The 15640-nt window shown below is 64.3% G+C and carries 18 protein-coding genes; 8 read left to right on the top strand and 10 right to left on the bottom strand.

Annotation, left to right across the window (positions count from 1 at the left end):
- Positions 1-50: 50 nt before the first annotated feature.
- The 4 genes from serA (at position 51) to hspQ (ending at position 3349) form a co-directional block, all read left to right on the top strand.
- On the top strand, positions 51-1640 hold the full coding sequence (gene serA, locus JHW40_RS03865; RefSeq protein ID WP_090611203.1) for a phosphoglycerate dehydrogenase: 1590 nt from the start codon (positions 51-53) through the stop codon (positions 1638-1640).
- A 62-nt stretch (positions 1641-1702) separates the two neighbouring features.
- Positions 1703-2428, top strand: coding sequence for a metallophosphoesterase (locus JHW40_RS03860; protein ID WP_090611204.1), 726 nt, complete (start codon positions 1703-1705; stop codon positions 2426-2428).
- A 1-nt stretch (position 2429) separates the two neighbouring features.
- Complete coding sequence (locus JHW40_RS03855; protein WP_090611113.1) at positions 2430-2900, top strand: CreA family protein; 471 nt, start codon at positions 2430-2432, stop codon at positions 2898-2900.
- Between the two features lie 116 nt (positions 2901-3016).
- On the top strand, positions 3017-3349 hold the full coding sequence (gene hspQ, locus JHW40_RS03850) for a heat shock protein HspQ (protein ID WP_090611114.1): 333 nt from the start codon (positions 3017-3019) through the stop codon (positions 3347-3349).
- An 18-nt stretch (positions 3350-3367) separates the two neighbouring features.
- Here hspQ and JHW40_RS03845 read toward each other — a convergent pair whose 3' ends face one another.
- Both JHW40_RS03845 and JHW40_RS03840 read right to left on the bottom strand, forming a co-directional pair.
- Positions 3368-3874 (bottom strand): ATP-binding protein, encoded by a 507-nt coding sequence (locus JHW40_RS03845; protein ID WP_090611115.1) that lies wholly within the window; start codon positions 3872-3874, stop codon positions 3368-3370.
- A complete protein-coding gene (locus tag JHW40_RS03840) occupies positions 3871-4206 on the bottom strand; it encodes an STAS domain-containing protein (RefSeq protein ID WP_090611116.1) in 336 nt (111 codons plus the stop codon). The genes JHW40_RS03845 and JHW40_RS03840 overlap by 4 nt, the downstream gene beginning before the upstream one ends.
- 315 nt (positions 4207-4521) lie before the next feature.
- Between JHW40_RS03840 and JHW40_RS03835 the strand changes: the two genes are divergently transcribed.
- The 3 genes from JHW40_RS03835 to JHW40_RS03825 are packed head-to-tail and all read left to right on the top strand — an operon-like array spanning position 4522 to position 7703.
- The gene (locus JHW40_RS03835; RefSeq protein WP_419182467.1) at positions 4522-5913 is read left to right on the top strand and encodes a circularly permuted type 2 ATP-grasp protein; all 1392 of its coding nucleotides are present in this window, start codon (positions 4522-4524) and stop codon (positions 5911-5913) included.
- A 12-nt stretch (positions 5914-5925) separates the two neighbouring features.
- Complete coding sequence (locus JHW40_RS03830) at positions 5926-6882, top strand: alpha-E domain-containing protein (RefSeq protein ID WP_090611118.1); 957 nt, start codon at positions 5926-5928, stop codon at positions 6880-6882.
- The gene (locus JHW40_RS03825; RefSeq protein ID WP_090611119.1) at positions 6882-7703 is read left to right on the top strand and encodes a transglutaminase family protein; all 822 of its coding nucleotides are present in this window, start codon (positions 6882-6884) and stop codon (positions 7701-7703) included. The genes JHW40_RS03830 and JHW40_RS03825 overlap by 1 nt, the downstream gene beginning before the upstream one ends.
- A gap of 74 nt (positions 7704-7777) precedes the next feature.
- On the opposite strand, the gene truB is transcribed toward JHW40_RS03825, so the two are convergent.
- From truB to rbfA, 3 genes are all read right to left on the bottom strand, one after another.
- On the bottom strand, positions 7778-8671 hold the full coding sequence (gene truB / locus JHW40_RS03820) for a tRNA pseudouridine(55) synthase TruB (RefSeq protein ID WP_090611120.1): 894 nt from the start codon (positions 8669-8671) through the stop codon (positions 7778-7780).
- Positions 8672-8737: 66 nt separating this feature from the next.
- On the bottom strand, positions 8738-9496 hold the full coding sequence (locus JHW40_RS03815; RefSeq protein ID WP_090611121.1) for a phosphodiester glycosidase family protein: 759 nt from the start codon (positions 9494-9496) through the stop codon (positions 8738-8740).
- Positions 9486-9899: a 30S ribosome-binding factor RbfA gene (gene rbfA, locus JHW40_RS03810; RefSeq protein ID WP_090611122.1), complete on the bottom strand. Its 414-nt coding sequence runs from the start codon at positions 9897-9899 to the stop codon at positions 9486-9488. The genes JHW40_RS03815 and rbfA overlap by 11 nt, the downstream gene beginning before the upstream one ends.
- 95 nt (positions 9900-9994) lie before the next feature.
- On the opposite strand from rbfA, the gene dapB reads away from it, so the two are divergent.
- Entirely contained in the window at positions 9995-10807 is an 813-nt protein-coding gene (gene dapB, locus JHW40_RS03805; protein ID WP_170851770.1) for a 4-hydroxy-tetrahydrodipicolinate reductase, read from the top strand.
- Between the two features lie 88 nt (positions 10808-10895).
- On the opposite strand, the gene JHW40_RS03800 is transcribed toward dapB, so the two are convergent.
- The 5 genes from JHW40_RS03800 to exbD form a co-directional block, all read right to left on the bottom strand.
- Positions 10896-12179 (bottom strand): hemolysin family protein, encoded by a 1284-nt coding sequence (locus tag JHW40_RS03800; protein WP_090611123.1) that lies wholly within the window; start codon positions 12177-12179, stop codon positions 10896-10898.
- A gap of 50 nt (positions 12180-12229) precedes the next feature.
- A complete protein-coding gene (locus JHW40_RS03795) occupies positions 12230-12868 on the bottom strand; it encodes an exopolysaccharide biosynthesis protein (protein ID WP_090611124.1) in 639 nt (212 codons plus the stop codon).
- 88 nt (positions 12869-12956) lie between these two features.
- The gene (locus JHW40_RS03790; RefSeq protein WP_090611125.1) at positions 12957-13970 is read right to left on the bottom strand and encodes a TerC family protein; all 1014 of its coding nucleotides are present in this window, start codon (positions 13968-13970) and stop codon (positions 12957-12959) included.
- A gap of 268 nt (positions 13971-14238) precedes the next feature.
- On the bottom strand, positions 14239-15162 hold the full coding sequence (locus JHW40_RS03785; RefSeq protein WP_090611126.1) for an energy transducer TonB family protein: 924 nt from the start codon (positions 15160-15162) through the stop codon (positions 14239-14241).
- On the bottom strand, positions 15159-15635 hold the full coding sequence (exbD, locus tag JHW40_RS03780; RefSeq protein WP_090611127.1) for a TonB system transport protein ExbD: 477 nt from the start codon (positions 15633-15635) through the stop codon (positions 15159-15161). The genes JHW40_RS03785 and exbD overlap by 4 nt, the downstream gene beginning before the upstream one ends.
- Between the last annotated feature and the right edge of the window lie 5 nt (positions 15636-15640).

Raw genomic sequence — 15640 nt, 5'->3', positions numbered from 1 at the left:
TGAACAAGGCGCCCCTGGGTGAGCGGGTGCCGCTGATGAGGAAGAATGACATGCCGAAGGTTCTTGTGTCTGACAAACTGTCGGAAACCGCCGTCCAGATCTTTCGCGATCGCGGGGTCGAGGTGGATTACATGCCTGATCTGGGCAAGGACAAGGAAAAGCTGGCCGAGGTGATCGGGCAATATGACGGGCTGGCGATCCGCTCCGCGACGAAAGTGACCGAGAAGCTGCTGGAAAAGGCGGCCAATCTGAAGGTGGTGGGGCGCGCGGGGATCGGGGTGGACAATGTCGATATTCCGTCGGCCAGCAAGAAGGGCGTGATCGTGATGAACACGCCTTTCGGCAACAGCGTCACCACCGCCGAACATGCCATCGCGATGATGTTCGCGGTGGCGCGGCAACTGCCCGAGGCCAGCACCTCGACCCATGCCGGGAAGTGGGAGAAGAACCGCTTTATGGGTGTCGAGCTGTTCAACAAGACGCTGGGGGTCGTGGGCGCGGGCAATATCGGATCAATCGTGATCGACCGGGCGCTGGGGCTGCATATGAAAGTGCTGGCCTATGATCCGTTCCTGTCCGAGGAGCGCGCCAAGGAGATCGGCGTCACCAAGGTCGAGTTCGAGGACCTGCTGGGCCGCGCTGATTTCATCACCTTCCATGTGCCGCTGACCGACAAGACTCGCAATATCCTGTCGCGCGAGGCGATCGCGAAGCTGAAGCCCGGCGTGCGGATCATCAACTGCGCCCGCGGCGGGCTGGTCGATGAAGAGGCGCTGGCCGAGGCGCTGAAGGATGGCCGCGTCGCAGGTGCCGCCTTTGACGTTTTCGCGGTCGAGCCCGCAACCGAGAGCCCGCTGTTCAACCTGCCCAATGTGGTGGTGACGCCGCATCTGGGGGCCTCGACGACCGAGGCGCAGGAGAATGTGGCATTGCAGGTGGCCGAGCAGATGTCGGATTACCTGCTGACCGGCGCGGTGCAGAATGCGCTGAACATGCCCTCGGTCACCGCCGAAGAGGCCTCGGTCATGGGGCCGTGGATCAAGCTGTCCGCGCATCTGGGGGCCTTTGTCGGCCAGATGACGGATGAGCCGATCAAGGCCATCAACGTCCTTTACGACGGCGTGGTGTCCGAGATGAACCTGAACGCGCTGAATGCGGCGGTGATCGCGGGGGTGATGAAGGCCACGAATCCGGATGTGAACATGGTCTCGGCCCCGGTCATGGCCAAGGAGCGCGGCGTGCAGGTCACCACCACCACGCAGGACAAGGGCGGCGTGTTCGAGGGCTATGTCAAGCTGACCGTGGTGACGGAAAAGCGCGAACGCTCGATCGCGGGCACGGTGTTCAGCGACGGCAAGCCGCGTTTCATCCAGATCCGCGGCATCAATATCGATGCCGAGGTGGGCGAGCACATGCTGTATACCCGCAACCGGGACGTGCCGGGCGTCATCGGCGCTTTGGGGGGAACCCTGGGCGATCTGGGCGTCAACATCGCCAACTTCACGCTTGGCCGTTCGGCGGCGGGTGACGATGCCATCGCGATCCTGTATCTGGATGAGGCGATTACCGACGAGGCACTGGCGACCCTGCAGAATACCGGCAAATTCCTGCAGGCCCGGCGCCTGAAATTCGAGATCTGAACCAGAAACGCCCGTAGGCGCGCTGTGTCTGCGGGCGGATGATTGCCGGAATGGGGCTTGGGATGCGGCTGTATGCGATAGGCGACATTCACGGACAATCCGGGCAGTTGCGCGCCGCGCATGATCGGATCTTTCGGGATGGCGGGCGCGATGCGCTGATCGTGCATGTGGGCGATCTGATCGATCGCGGCCCCGATTCGCGCGGCGTAATCGACTATCTGTTGAACGGACAGGACCGGGGCGAGAACTGGATCGTCACCCGTGGCAATCACGACCGTTTCCTGCCGAAATACCTGCGCGATCCGGGCTGGATCGACCCCAACCTGTCCAATCCGCTGCCCTGGACGCGGCATCCGGGGCTGGGGGCGGCAGAGACTCTGGCGTCCTATGGGGTGGATGCGCGGCTGGATGAGCCGCGCCTGCATGCCGAGGCGCTGCGTGCGGTGCCGCGCGAACATGCGTTGTTTCTGGACAGCCTGCCGCTGTGGTTTTTGCATCCGCTGGCGCTGTTCGTTCATGCCGGGATCCGGCCGGGCGTCGATCTGCAGGATCAGGCCGAGGATGATCTGGTCTGGATCCGCAAGCCCTTTCTGGACAGCACCGCCGCGCATGGCCCGCTGATCGTCCACGGGCATACCGCGCAGAACCATCCGGCCCATTATGGCAACCGCGTCAATATCGATGGCGGCGCGGGCTGGGGGCGGCCTCTGGCGGCGGTTGTCATCGAGGCCGATGGGGTGCATCTTCTGACCGACGGGGGCCGCGAACCCCTGCTGCCGGGGGAATGACATGCGACATCTGCTGCTGGCTGCGGCCCTGATGCTGGCCACCCCCGCCGCCGCCGAGGAGATCGGCAAGATCGGCGTGGACTGGATCGGCAATGACATCATCGTCGAGGCGATCCATGACCCGAAGGTCGGCGGCGTGACCTGCCATCTGGCCTATTTCGAACGTTCGGTGCTGGACCGGCTGCGGCAGGGCAACTGGTTCGAGGACCCCTCGAACAGCGCCATCGAATGCGCGCGCACCGGCGCCATCGACATTTCCACCATCGCCACCGGACGCTCGGGCGAGACGGTGTTCAGCGAAAGCCGGTCGCTGATCTTCAAATCCCTGCGGGTGCGGCGCATCCTTGACCGGCAGAATCGGGTGCTGGTCTATGTCGCCCATGCCAATGAACTGACCGAGGGATCGGCCAAGATGGCGATATCCACCGTCGCGCTGACCGCCGAAGAGGCCGGAACCGCGCCTGCGCCATAGGCTTTTGGGCCAGCCCGATACGGCAAATGCCGTGCATCCGGTGGACAAAACGCGCGCGCGGGATTAGAAGACCTGTCAGCCCGGCATTTGCCCGTTAACGTGATGGAATCGTCAGTATGCAGTGTGAAAGCCGCATCGCGAAATATGGTCTTGGACAGATCGTCCGGCATCGGCACCGCCCCTTCCGGGGTGTCATCTTCGATGTCGATCCGGAATTTTCCAATACGCAGGAATGGTATGATTCCATCCCCGAGGATGCGCGCCCGGCGAAGGATCAGCCTTTCTATCACCTCTATGCCGAGACCGAGGCGACCTATTACGTCGCCTATGTGTCCGAGCAGAACCTGATCCCCGACAGTTCGGGCGAACCGCTGGACCACCCCGATGTGGTCGAGCAGTTCGGCGATTTCGTCGATGGGCGCTATCCGCTGCAATATCACCTGAACTGACCGGACTCTGTGCCCGGATCAGTGGCGCAGCACATCGTCGCCAAAGGGCAGGTTGAAGGCCAGATAGTTGCGCTGCCCCTCGCGGTAATAGCACAGCGCCTGCGTCAGATCGTGGATGATGTACCAGCCCCAGCCGCCCTCGGGCAAAGCGGACCGCACAGGTGGCGGCGGATTGCGCGGGATCAGGCAATCGGGCGGCAATGAGATGCCGTTATCGGTGATCGCGCAGCACAGTCCCGAGACATGCCGCACGATCGAGACATGAATCGACAGGCCAACCACCGTTCCAGCGTCGCAGGCAGGCCCGCGGCTGTGTTCCGCGACATTGTTCATCACCTCGGCCAGCACCAGCTCCAACCGGCCCAGAGTGTCCTCGCTGACTTCTCCGCTAAAGCGCCTGCGGATATCGTGCAGCACCTTGCGCACAGCGCGCGGATGGGCGGGCAGCACCTGATTGAACATCGGTTCGGTCCGCGCCGCGACGCGGCCATCGATTCCGGCGCTCTGCCGTCCTGAAGGGTTCATGTCGCTTGCTCCTCTGTCGGGGGGTCGGCGGGGCGGATATCGAAGACGGAATCCATGCGGGTCAGACGGAATACCCGTTCGACATTAGGCGTCAGACCCAGCAGCGTCAGCGGCCGCGCGTCATCCATCGCCTTGCGCAGGGCGATGATCGCGCCCAGCCCGGAACTGTCCAGAAACTGCACCGCCCGCATGTCGATGACCACCGGCTGGGACGTGCCGCCCAGAAGCTGGCGCATCCGGTCCTTGAAGCGCATGGCCACCGCCGCGTCGATACGCGATTCGTTCACGACGATGACCACTTCGTCACTGGTGGCGACCCTGGTCAGCTGCATCAGCCGGTCCTTTCCATTGCGTTCCGCCCATCTGCATAACCGCCATTGGTTACCATCCGGTAAGCGCGCCAATCCTCTGCGACGCCGGAAACGGACAATTTGAACGAACCGGCAGGTCGCGGGTTGCCGCATTTTTGGGCAGATCGCCCGCTTCCGGGGCAGACGACGCGCCCTGCACCCCCAGAAATGTGGAACTTTCACCCAAAATCCACGGTTGGGATGTGGTCCCGGGCCGGACAGTCTCGGATCATCAAACGGCAAGACCACCGGCAAAGCGGTATGGTAATGAGGGACAGTGTGATTCATTACAACGAGATGTATGAGGACGATCAGGTTCGCGATCCCTATGCCCGGCTGCGCGAATGGGTCGAAACCATGCCCGACGATTTCCGGCAGATGAAGCAGGCCGAGGCCGAAGCGCTGTTCCGCCGCATCGGCATCACCTTCGCCGTCTATGGCGAGGGCGGCGATCCGGACCGGCTGATTCCCTTCGACATGATGCCGCGCGTCTTCGAGCAGGCCGAGTGGCGCAGGCTGGAACGCGGCATCAAGCAGCGTGCGCGGGCGCTGAACGCATTTCTGCGCGACGTCTATGGCCGGGCCGAGATCGTCCGCGCCGGGCGCATCCCCGCAAGGCTGGTCTTTCAGAACGTCGCCTATGAGAAATCCGTGGTCGGTATGGTGCCACCACGCGGAATCTACAGCCATATCATCGGCATAGATCTGGTGCGCACGGGCAAGAACGATTTCTATGTGCTGGAGGACAATTGCCGCACGCCCTCGGGTGTCAGCTATATGCTGGAAAACCGCGAGATCATGATGCGCATGTTCCCGCAACTGTTCCGCGAAAACCGGATCGAGCCGGTGGACCAGTATTCCGAACTGCTGCGCCGGACGCTGGAATCGGTGGCGCCGAAGAAATGCCAGAATCGCCCGACCTGCGTGATCCTGACCCCGGGTCACTTCAACAGCGCCTATTACGAACACAGTTTCCTGGCCAATCTGATGGGGGTCGAACTGGTCGAAGGGCAGGATCTGTTCGTCGATGGCGAATTCGTCTTCATGCGCACCACGCAGGGGCCGAAACGGGTCGATGTGATCTATCGCCGGATCGACGATCCATTCCTTGACCCGCTGTGCTTCCGGCCCGATTCGATGCTGGGCGTGTCGGGGCTGATGGATGTCTATCGCTCGGGCGGGGTTTCGATCTGTTCGGCGCCGGGCGCGGGTGTGGCCGATGACAAGGCGATCTATACCTTCGTACCCGAGATGATCCGCTTCTATCTGGGCGAGGAACCTTTGCTGAACAATGTGCAGACCTGGACGCTGTGGAAGGATGACGATTACCGCTATGTGATGGAGAACTTGGCCGATCTGGTGGTGAAAGAGGTTCACGGATCAGGCGGCTATGGCATGCTGGTCGGGCCCAAGGCGACCCGCGACGAGATCGAGACCTTCCGCAAGAAGATCGAGGCCGATCCCGGCAATTACATCGCCCAGCCGACGCTGGCGCTGTCCACCTGCCCGACCTTCGTGGAACAGGGCATCGCGCCGCGCCATGTCGATCTGCGCCCCTTCTGCCTGTGCGGCGACCGGATCGAGCTGGTGCCGGGCGGGCTGACCCGGGTGGCGCTGCGTGAAGGCAGCCTTGTCGTCAACTCGTCGCAGGGCGGGGGCGTCAAGGACACCTGGGTCCTGTCGGAATAAGGGGGAACAAAGATGCTCAGCCGCACTGCCTCCAACCTGTTCTGGATGGGCCGCCATCTGGAACGCGCCGAAACCGCCGCCCGCCTGCTGGATGTGGGCCAGCGCATCACGCTGCTGCCCAATACCGAGGCCGGTTATCGCAACGAATGGAACTCGCTTTTGCAGGCCTCGGGGACGGCGCGGATCTTTGCCGACGCCTATGGAGAGGTCACGCAGGAAAAGATCGAGAATTTCATCTTTTTCGACCGCAAGAACCCGTCCTCGGTCCTGTCCTGCATCGAAAAGGCGCGCGAAAGCGGCCGGATCGTGCGCACCGCGCTGACATCGCAGGTCTGGGACGCGCTGAACGTCACCTATCAGGAGCTGCGCCGGATCGAGCAGACGCCGCGTTCGCGCATCGACACGGCGACGCTGACCGACCTGACCACCTCGCATACCTCGACCGTGCGGGGCGCGATCAATGCGACGCAGCTGCGCAACGATGGCTGGCATTTCATGAATCTGGGCTATGGGCTGGAACGCGCGGATGCCACCGCCCGGCTGCTGGACGTGAAATATTTCGTGCTGCTGCCGCGGATCGAATTCGTGGGGTCGGGTCTGGATACCTATCAATGGCAGGTAATCCTGCGGGCGCTGTCGGCGCATCGGGCCTATCACTGGGCCTATGGCGGCGACATCACCGCCGGTCAGGTGGCCGATTTCCTGATCCTGAACGGGGAAAACCCGCGTTCGCTGATCACCTCGCTTTACGAGGCCGCCTGGCAGCTGGAGGGGCTGGCCAAGCGTTACGGCGAGCAGGTGCCGACCAATGCCCGCGACAAGGCCCGCGAGGTGCTGGAGAGGCTGCAAGGCCACGATATCGACATGATCTTCGACGAAGGCCTGCATGAATTCCTGACATGGTTCATCGGAGAGATCGGCACCATTTCCGCTTTGGTGCATCAGGATTACCTGCTGGGGGGCTCGTGATGAAGCTGCGTATCTCGCATGAAACGGCTTATGCCTATGATCATCCGATCCGCAATCTGGTCCAGAGCCTGCGGCTGACGCCCTCGGTCTTCGAGGGGCAGCGGGTGCAGGAATGGCGGATCGAGGTCTCGGGCGGCATTCGCGGCGCCGCGTTTCGCGACGGCGCGGGCGACTGGATCGAGGGCTGGACCGTGCGCGGCCCGACCGAGCAGGTCAGCGTGCGCATCACCGGCCATATCGAGACCCGCGACACGGCGGGCGTGCTGCGCGGCCATCGCGAAACCGTCCATCCGCTGACCTATCTGCGCGACACCCGCGCCACCAAGGCCGATGCGGCGCTGAAGGCGCTGGCGGCATCGGTCGATGCGGCAACGGATGCGCTGGATCTGGCGCATAAGCTGTCCTCGACCGTGGCGGGGGCCATCGCCTATCGCCCCGGCGTGACCGAGATGCACACCACCGCCGCCGAGGCGCTGGCCCTGGGCGAGGGCGTCTGTCAGGACCACGCCCATGCGCTGATCGCCCTGGCGCGGCTGCGCGATCTGCCGGCGCGCTATGTCTCGGGCTATCTACATTCGACCGTCGATGGCCAGCCCCATGACGCCGCCCATGCCTGGGCCGAAATCCATGTCGTGGGTCTGGGCTGGGTCGGTTTCGACGCCGCCAATGGCTGCTGCCCGGATGATCGTTATGTCCGGCTGGGATCGGGGCTTGATGCGTCGGACGCGGCACCTATCCGGGGGGTGGCGACAGGAACCACTGCGGGCGCGGGGGCCGAGCGGCTGGATGTGGCGGTGCAGGTCGAGGAGATCGGGCAGTAACTGCGTCCCGCGACGAGTGGGGGCGCTGCCCCCACACCCCCGAGGTATTTGTCAGGAGTGCGAGGGGTGGATGCTTAAAGGTTGAAGACGCGCTCGGGCTGGACCGTGCCGCCCTGATAGCGGCCGATGCAGACCGGGCCTTCGCCGTCGCTGACCCAGACCGCCTCGCCCCATTCTGCGGTGCCGGTCACTTCGCCCGGGTTGCCGTTGCGGATGCGACGGGCGCCGTCGGGGGTGGCGCGCAGCATCGGCATATCGTCAAGCGCGGATTCCAGTGGCAGAAGCTGAGTGTCCAGCCAGTCCCGCGCCTCGCGGTCGATACGGTCGAAGGGGATTGCGTCATCAGCCTCGAACGGGCCGGACCATGTGCGGCGCAGATGAGCGACATGGCCAAGGCAGCCCAGTTCACGGCCCAGATCGCGCGCGATCGAGCGCACATAGCCGCCCTTGCCGCAAACCATTTCCAGCTTCGCCTGATCCGGCGTGCTGTCCAGCAAGATCAGGCTTTCGACCCAGAGCGGGCGGGCGGCGAGTTCCAGTTCCTCGCCTTCGCGCGCGAGGTCATAGGCGCGTTCGCCATCGACCTTGACCGCCGAAAAGGCGGGCGGAACCTGCATGATCTGGCCGGTGAATGCGGGCAGCGCGGCGCGGATGGCGTCTGCCGTGGGGCGGGTGGCGCTGTCGCGCATCACCTGTCCCGAGGCATCGTCGGTCGTGGTCTCGGCGCCCCAGTTCACCTTGAAATCATAGCATTTCAGCGCGTCGGTGATATAGCTGACGGTCTTGGTCGCCTCGCCCAGGGCCACGGCCAGAACGCCGGTTGCATCGGGATCCAGCGTCCCGGCATGGCCGGCCTTTTTCGCCTCAAGCGCCCACCGGACCTTGTTCACGACCGAGGTCGAGGTGATGCCCGCGGGCTTGTCGACGATCAGCCAGCCATTGATGTCGCGGCCCTTCTTGCGTGCCATGGGATCCTCTGAGAGATGCGAAGGCGGCGGGATAGCGGCCGCGGGATGATCCGTCAAGCCGGATGGTCAGCCGGTGCTGTCCACCAGCCCGATGATCGGCCCGAGGCTGCGGCCGAAATCGGCGCGATTGACCGATGGCGCATAAAGCCTGCTGATCGAGCCGTCGAAATACAGCGCGTCGCGCACGCCCAGGCCATCGCGGAACAGCCGCCCGAATTCGTGGAACGTCACCGCCCGGTCGGAAATCGCGAACCACGCCCTTTGCCCGTCGGGCGAGACGCCGACGCCGTTGCGGATATAGCGGCTGTCGGAATCGACCAGAAAGCGCGGATGCAGATCGCCGTCGATGACCAGCATCGGACCGGATTGCGTGGCCAGACGGCAATCGGGACGGGCTGCGGCGAATGCGCGGCTCTCGATCACCTGAAAGGGACGCGCGCCGCCGGTGCAGAACACGCCGTTGGGCAGCATGCCGAAATTGTCGTTGCTGCCGCCGGTGACGATGGGCGAGATCTCTTGCCCGTCGATGACCAGCAGGCCGACGGGGCGGAAATCGGCGTGATACATGCCCGCATTCATCGCAAAGCCAAGGCTTTCATCCGGCCCCAGCATCCGGCGCACATTGTTGAAGTTGCGCAGCGGCTGACCCCGGTCATCGTCCTGCCACAGCCGCAGGGCGGGTTCCTGCGCCGCGCCGATCTGACAGACGACATAGCCCTGACCGTCATGGCGCAACCTTTCGCAACCATCGGCTGCGGCGGGCAGCGCCATCGCGATCAGCACCCCCAACGCCACGCCAAGACGGCGCTGCAGATCAATCCTCATCATCTTCCCCGGATTCGACATCGCGGCGCACCCGTTCATCGGCGAACAGGCGGCGGGTATCGTCCATGCGGTCGAAGGTCTCGTCCAGCTGGAAACGCAACTGCGGCGCGTATTTCAGCGTCAGACCCTTGGCAACCAGATGGCGCAACTCGGGTGTGTTGCGGCGCAGGGCGGCCAGCGCATCCTCGGCCCCATGCCCGCCCAGAGGCAGGACATAGGCCGTCGCCACCTTCAGATCGGGCGATGTCCGCACCTCACCCACGGTGATGGAATGCCGGTTCAGGTCGGGGTCATGGACATCGCCACGCAACAACACATCCGACAGCGTGCGCCGGATCAGTTCGCCCACGCGCAACTGACGCTGCGACGGGCCTTGTCCATGAGAAAAACGGTTCTGTGCCATGCGTCCCGATGTAGGGGGTCGCGGCCCGCGCCGCAACGGGATATGACGCAGGAAACCGTGGGGGATGACAGATGAGTGACATGGCGCAGACGGAAATCGTGGACAAGCCGGGCATCGTGGTGACCGGCGCATCGGGCCGGATGGGACAAAAGCTGGTCCGGATGCTGCTGCAAAGCGACGAGGCGCGGCTGGTCGGCGTGCTGGAACGGCCCGGACATGGCTGGCTGGGCCGCGATATCGGCGAGGCGATGGGCCTTGCCCCGGTCGGCATCATGGTCAGCGATCAGGCCGTCCCGGTGATTGCGCAGGCGCAGGCGGTGATCGACTTCACCACGCCGATGGCGACGCTGGCCTATGCCGAACTGACGGCGCAGGCGCGGGCGGTGCATGTGATCGGCACCACCGGCTTCGACGAAGAGGACCTGCAACAGCTGACCGCCTCGGCCCGCCATGCCCCGATCATCCGCGCGGGCAACATGAGCCTTGGCGTCAACCTGCTGGTCAGCCTGACACGCAAGGTCGCGGCGGCTCTGGGCGAGGACTGGGATATCGAGATCGTCGAATCCCATCACCGCCACAAGGTCGATGCCCCCTCGGGCACGGCGCTGATGCTGGGCGAGGCCGCCGCCGAAGGCCGGGGCGCCACCCTTGGCGAATTGCGCACCCCGGCACGCGACGGCATCACCGGCGCCCGCCCGACCGGCAGTATCGGATTTGCCGCCATCCGGGGCGGCGATATCGTGGGCGAACATGACGTGATCTTCGCCAGTCAGGGTGAACGCCTGATCCTGCGTCATATCGCCAATGACCGCGCCCTCTTCGCCCGTGGCGCCATCCGCGCCGCATTGTGGGGACAGGACAAGGGTCCGGGCGAATATGACATGGCCGACGTTCTGGGCCTGAACTGACCAGCGCCGACACGCCCCCTGCCTCCCTCGCACTCCTGACAAATACCTCGGGGGTGCGGGGGCGGCGCCCCCGCTGCGCCAGCAAACCCTACGCTTCGATATCCGACAGCTTCTGCACCAGCAGCTTGTCGATGCGCCGCCCGTCCAGATCGACCACCTCGATCCGCCAGCCCTGCATCTCGACATGGCTGCCGATGGCCGGCAGCGTGCCCGCGACATCGATCACCATGCCCGCGACCGAGGCATAGTCGCGATCCGCAGGCAGGCTGATCCCCGTCGCATCGGCGAATTCATCGGCAGGCATCCAGCCCGCCACCAGCAGGCTGCCATCCTCGCGCCGGAAGATCTTGGGCTCGTCGTCGTCTTCGTCCAGAAATTCGCCGGTGATCGCCTCCAGCACGTCCATGGGCGTGACGATCCCCTCGAAATGGCCGTATTCGTCATAGACCAGCGCGATATGGGCGGGCGTCTTGCGCATATGCTCGATTACGTCCAGCGCGGGCAGCCCCTCGCGCACGACCGGAGCATCGATGATGCGGTCGCGGACGGTTCCGTCATCCGGCGTGTTCTCCAGAAAATCGCGCCAGCTGAGCACGCCGATGATCTCGTCATCCGAACCATCGCGCACCGGCAGGCGGGCGCGTCCGGTCTCGCGGAACTTGCTGGCAACGGCGGCGGGGTTGTCATCGGCCTCGACCAGATCGACCTCGCGGCGTGGCGTCATCAGCTGCCGCGCGGTGCGGTCGGCGATGCGCATGACACCGGCGATCATCTGGGTCTCGGCCTGTTCCATCACGCCGGCCACCTGCGCCTCGGCGATGACCATGCGGACCTCTTCGTCGGAAATTCCGTTGCCGTCGTCGCCGGACTGGCCCAAAGCCGACAGCACCAGCTTGCCCGACACGTCCAGCAGCCACACGACCGGCGCGGCCACCGTGGCGATCCCCGCGATCAGCGGCGCCACCCGCACCGCCATCGCTTCGGGGGACCGCAGCGCGATCTGTTTCGGCACCAGCTCGCCCAGAATCAGCGACAGATAGGTGATGACCATGACCACGCCGCCCACCGCCAGCGGCTGCGCCATCCGGGCCGAGACCCCGGATTCGATCAGCGCCTCGGTCAGCCGCACCCCCAGCGTCGCCCCGGAAAAGGCCCCCGACAGGATGCCGACCAGCGTGATCCCGATCTGGACGCTGGACAGGAACCGCCCCGGATCGGCGGCAAGGCGGATGGCGGTGGCCGCGCCCTTGCTGCCCTGGTCGACCATGACCTTCAGCCGCGCCGTCCGGGACGAAACGATGGCCAGCTCGGACATCGCCAGCAACCCGTTGAACAGGGTCAGGGTGAAAACAATCGCAATTTCCAGAAACATAAGTCGGAATATCCGTCAGGTCGGTTCAAGCGTGCCGGTGCAGGATTTCGTCAAGCGAGCACGTTCGCAAGCACAAAAGCGGCAGTTCTGATCAGGGCCCATATCACACCCGACACAATCACCAGCGATAATATGGCGACGATCACGCCGCTCAGCACCCATAACCCGTCCCGCTCCAACAATCCCAGCGCAATAACGCTGAGTGCCAGGGCAGGCAACATATTGCCCATAGGCACCGGCAGGATCAGCACGATCGACAGGATCATGCACAATGCGCCGATGAATCTGTGCGCCATCGGGCTGACCAGCGCATGCAGCCTTGGTCGCAACAGCCGTTCGGCCCGCGCGACGGCCGGGGCCAGGCGGGCAACCATGCGGGCGAAATCCCCGCGCGCCATCGAGCGGCCGGCAATCGCCTGCGGCAGATGCGGCGGGCGCCCGGTCAGCATCTGCCCGCTGAGATACAGCAGCGGAATCGCCAGAATGGCCGAGGTACCGGGAATGTTGGGGATGGTATTGGGCAGTGCGAAGATCAGCAGCATGGCGCCGAAGGCCCTTGCGCTCATCGCCTCCAGCAGCAGCGCGACCGAGACCCTCTCGATCCGTTCGTCCGCGCCGATCTCTTGCAGCAGCTCTGAGAACGGCTTTTGCGGCTGCGGACCGGGCGTGCCGGAAGCGGGATCCTTCATCGGGCCACCCCGGCCACGGATGGCCGGACGCCCCCCAGCCGTCTGGGGGGCGCCTTGCCTGTTCGGTCCCTGTCGCGTCGCAGAGAGGTCATTTCCGTTCCTGTATCACCGCAGGCTGGGCGCTGTCCTCGGGCGGGGTCTTGCCAGTTTTATACATCGAATAGATGACACCAACCGACAGGATCGCAAATGTGATCCCCAGCGACCATTCCGGCGGGAATTTCTCCCATCCCAAGGCATCGGCGACAAACAGTTTCGAGCCGATGAAGATCAGCAGCACCGACAGCGCATATTTCAGATAGGCAAAGCGGTGCAGGATCGCCGCCAGCGCGAAATACAGCGCACGCAGCCCCAGAATGGCAAAGATGTTCGAGGTATAGACGATATAGGGATCGGTGGTGATGGTGAAGACCGCAGGCACCGAATCGACGGCAAAGACCACATCGGCGACCTCGATCAGCACCAGCGCCATCAGCAGCGGCGTGGCATAGCGGCGCAGCCTGCCGGTTTCGGGGTCGGGCTGGCGGATGATGAAGGCATGGCCCTCGATCTTGTCGGTCACGTTCAGCCGCTTGCGCAGGAACCGCAGCACCGCGTTGTTTTGCAGGTCCGGCTTTTCGTCCGAGGACGAGAACAGCATCTTGATCCCGGTAAAGATCAGGAACAGCGCGAACAGATACAGCACCCAGTGATAGTTTTCGACGATGGTCGCGCCCAGCCCGATCATCACGCCGCGCAGCACGATGGCGCCGATGATCCCCCAGAACAGCACCCGGTGCTGATAGATCCGCGGAATGGCGAAAAAGCTGAAAATCAGCGCAAAGACAAAGATATTGTCCATCGCCAGCGATTTCTCGACAACGAAGGCGGTCAGATATTGCGCGGTTGCCTCGCCGCCCATCTGCCACCAGATAAAGCCGGAAAACGCCAGCCCCAGCACGATATACATCGCCGACAGCTTCAAGCTCTCGGCGACGCCGATCTCGTGGTCCTTCTTGTTCAGGACACCCAGATCGAACACCAGCAGCGCCGTGACGACCGCCAGAAACAGCAACCACATCCACAGCGGCTTGTGCAGGACGGAAATAAGCAGAAATTCCATGATTCGTGGCCTCTCAAGTCAATAATATGCCGAGGTCACGGGCAGAAAGGCATTCCGGGCATGACATCGAGCATTCTCGATAACGGTCCGACATCACGATATCGCATATCGCCAGAGGGGCCCGGGCCGCTGGGTCAAAACTGGGAAGCCGCTGCCCGATTTCAACCCCCACGCGCGAAAAAACCGCCGCAATGGCCGGAAAACCTGCACGACGGCAAAAGGCCCGCGACGGGGATCGCGGGCCTTCCAGTCGGTATGACTTGCGCCGTTACCTGATGTTGAAGTTCATCGGCGCGGTGATGTTCTTGTTCACCCCCGGCGGCGGGGCGGGCACGGGCGAGGCGCGCTGAACCGCCTGCACCGCCGCCTGATCCAGCTCGGGAAAGCCCGAGGACCGGGCCAGCGACACACCCAGCACATTGCCCGCGTCGTCGATGGTAAAGTTGACATGGACCATACCCTGTTCCCGCCGCGACCTTGCGCCGTTGGGGTAACGCTTGCGCCGCTCCAGATGTGCCTGAAGGCGCGATTGCCAGCGCGCGGGCGAGACCGAGGACGCGCCGCGACCGCTGCTGGCCTGAGGCGCGGCATTGCGCGTCGATTGCTGTGCCTGCTGCGCGGCGGCGCGGGTCTGCTGTTGCTGCGGTTGTTCCTGACGCGGGGGTTCGCGGCGCGGTTCCTCGCGCCTGACCTCGCGGCGCGGCTCTTCGCGGCGGATCTCGCGCTTGGGACGGGGCAACGGACGGGCGGCGGCGATGGGAACCGCGGCCTCCTCGACCTCGGTCATTTCCTCGGGGATCTCTTCCGGCTCCGGTTCAGGCTCTGGTTCGGGTTCCACGACCTCTTCCGGCTCTGGCTCGGGTTCCGGTTCAGGCTCCGGTTCGACGATTTCTTCCGGTTCGGGTTCAGGCTCGGGCTGTTCCTCGACCTCTTGCACATTGTCCTGCTGTTCGCCGGTCTGGTCTTCCTCGACATTGGCCACTTCGGGCATCGGCGCCAGTTCGATCATGATCGCCGGGGGCGGCCCGTCCGAGGCGATCACAGGCGGTTCCCGCAGCGCCAGCGCCACCGCGCCCGCATGGGCGGCAAAGGCCGCCACTGCCGCACCTGCCCACAGCGCGGTGCGGCCAAAACTGGGCGGTCGCGTCAGGTCATGGGCCCAGGTCCGGCCCGGCTTGGGCGGTGTGCTCATTCCGCGTTCTCCGCTGCGGGTGCCGCCGTGCCTTCGGCGTCGGCTGCGGGCTGCGACAGGACCTCCAGCCCGACCAGCGCGATCTTCAGATAACCGGCGCCGCGCAGCAGGTTCATGATCTCCATGAAATCGCCGTAATCGACGCCCTTGTCGGCGCGCAGGAAGATGCGGGTCTCGCGGTCGCCGCCGGTCACCTGCTCCAGCTGCGCGGCCAATGCGTCACGCGCCACCGGATCGTTGCCCAGCGTCAGCGTCAGATCGGATTGCAGCGTCAGATACAGCGGCGTGTCGGGCCGTTCCGCAGGCTGGGCGGTCGAACCCGGCAGGTCCACATTCACATCCACGGTGGCCAGAGGCGCGGCCACCATGAACACGATCAGCAGCACCAGCACCACATCGATGAAGGGGGTGACGTTGATCTCGTGCGTTTCGGGAAGATCGTCGCCAATATTTTCTCTGATACCACCGGCCATGACTG

The sequence above is a fragment of the Paracoccus alcaliphilus genome (genome assembly GCF_028553725.1).
In the GTDB taxonomy this organism is placed as follows: Bacteria; Pseudomonadota; Alphaproteobacteria; order Rhodobacterales; family Rhodobacteraceae; genus Paracoccus; species Paracoccus alcaliphilus.
Note: the sequence above shows the minus strand (reverse complement) of the source record. Positions and strands in the feature narration are given on the sequence as shown.

What these genes read in the sequence shown, in the direction of transcription:
- JHW40_RS03835 (WP_419182467.1), top strand. Translation starts at nt 4,522, where the DNA reads ATGTATGAGGACGATCAGGTTCGCGATCCCTATGCCCGGCTGCGCGAA.
- exbD (WP_090611127.1), bottom strand. Translation starts at nt 15,635, where the DNA reads ATGGCCGGTGGTATCAGAGAAAATATTGGCGACGATCTTCCCGAAACG.
- JHW40_RS03795 (WP_090611124.1), bottom strand. Translation starts at nt 12,868, where the DNA reads ATGAAGGATCCCGCTTCCGGCACGCCCGGTCCGCAGCCGCAAAAGCCG.
- JHW40_RS03815 (WP_090611121.1), bottom strand. Translation starts at nt 9,496, where the DNA reads ATGAGGATTGATCTGCAGCGCCGTCTTGGCGTGGCGTTGGGGGTGCTG.
- JHW40_RS03840 (WP_090611116.1), bottom strand. Translation starts at nt 4,206, where the DNA reads ATGCAGCTGACCAGGGTCGCCACCAGTGACGAAGTGGTCATCGTCGTG.
- JHW40_RS03825 (WP_090611119.1), top strand. Translation starts at nt 6,882, where the DNA reads ATGAAGCTGCGTATCTCGCATGAAACGGCTTATGCCTATGATCATCCG.
- hspQ (WP_090611114.1), top strand. Translation starts at nt 3,017, where the DNA reads ATGCAGTGTGAAAGCCGCATCGCGAAATATGGTCTTGGACAGATCGTC.
- JHW40_RS03845 (WP_090611115.1), bottom strand. Translation starts at nt 3,874, where the DNA reads ATGAACCCTTCAGGACGGCAGAGCGCCGGAATCGATGGCCGCGTCGCG.
- JHW40_RS03800 (WP_090611123.1), bottom strand. Translation starts at nt 12,179, where the DNA reads ATGTTTCTGGAAATTGCGATTGTTTTCACCCTGACCCTGTTCAACGGG.
- rbfA (WP_090611122.1), bottom strand. Translation starts at nt 9,899, where the DNA reads ATGGCACAGAACCGTTTTTCTCATGGACAAGGCCCGTCGCAGCGTCAG.
- truB (WP_090611120.1), bottom strand. Translation starts at nt 8,671, where the DNA reads ATGGCACGCAAGAAGGGCCGCGACATCAATGGCTGGCTGATCGTCGAC.
- JHW40_RS03830 (WP_090611118.1), top strand. Translation starts at nt 5,926, where the DNA reads ATGCTCAGCCGCACTGCCTCCAACCTGTTCTGGATGGGCCGCCATCTG.
- JHW40_RS03860 (WP_090611204.1), top strand. Translation starts at nt 1,703, where the DNA reads ATGCGGCTGTATGCGATAGGCGACATTCACGGACAATCCGGGCAGTTG.
- JHW40_RS03855 (WP_090611113.1), top strand. Translation starts at nt 2,430, where the DNA reads ATGCGACATCTGCTGCTGGCTGCGGCCCTGATGCTGGCCACCCCCGCC.
- JHW40_RS03790 (WP_090611125.1), bottom strand. Translation starts at nt 13,970, where the DNA reads ATGGAATTTCTGCTTATTTCCGTCCTGCACAAGCCGCTGTGGATGTGG.
- JHW40_RS03785 (WP_090611126.1), bottom strand. Translation starts at nt 15,162, where the DNA reads ATGAGCACACCGCCCAAGCCGGGCCGGACCTGGGCCCATGACCTGACG.
- serA (WP_090611203.1), top strand. Translation starts at nt 51, where the DNA reads ATGCCGAAGGTTCTTGTGTCTGACAAACTGTCGGAAACCGCCGTCCAG.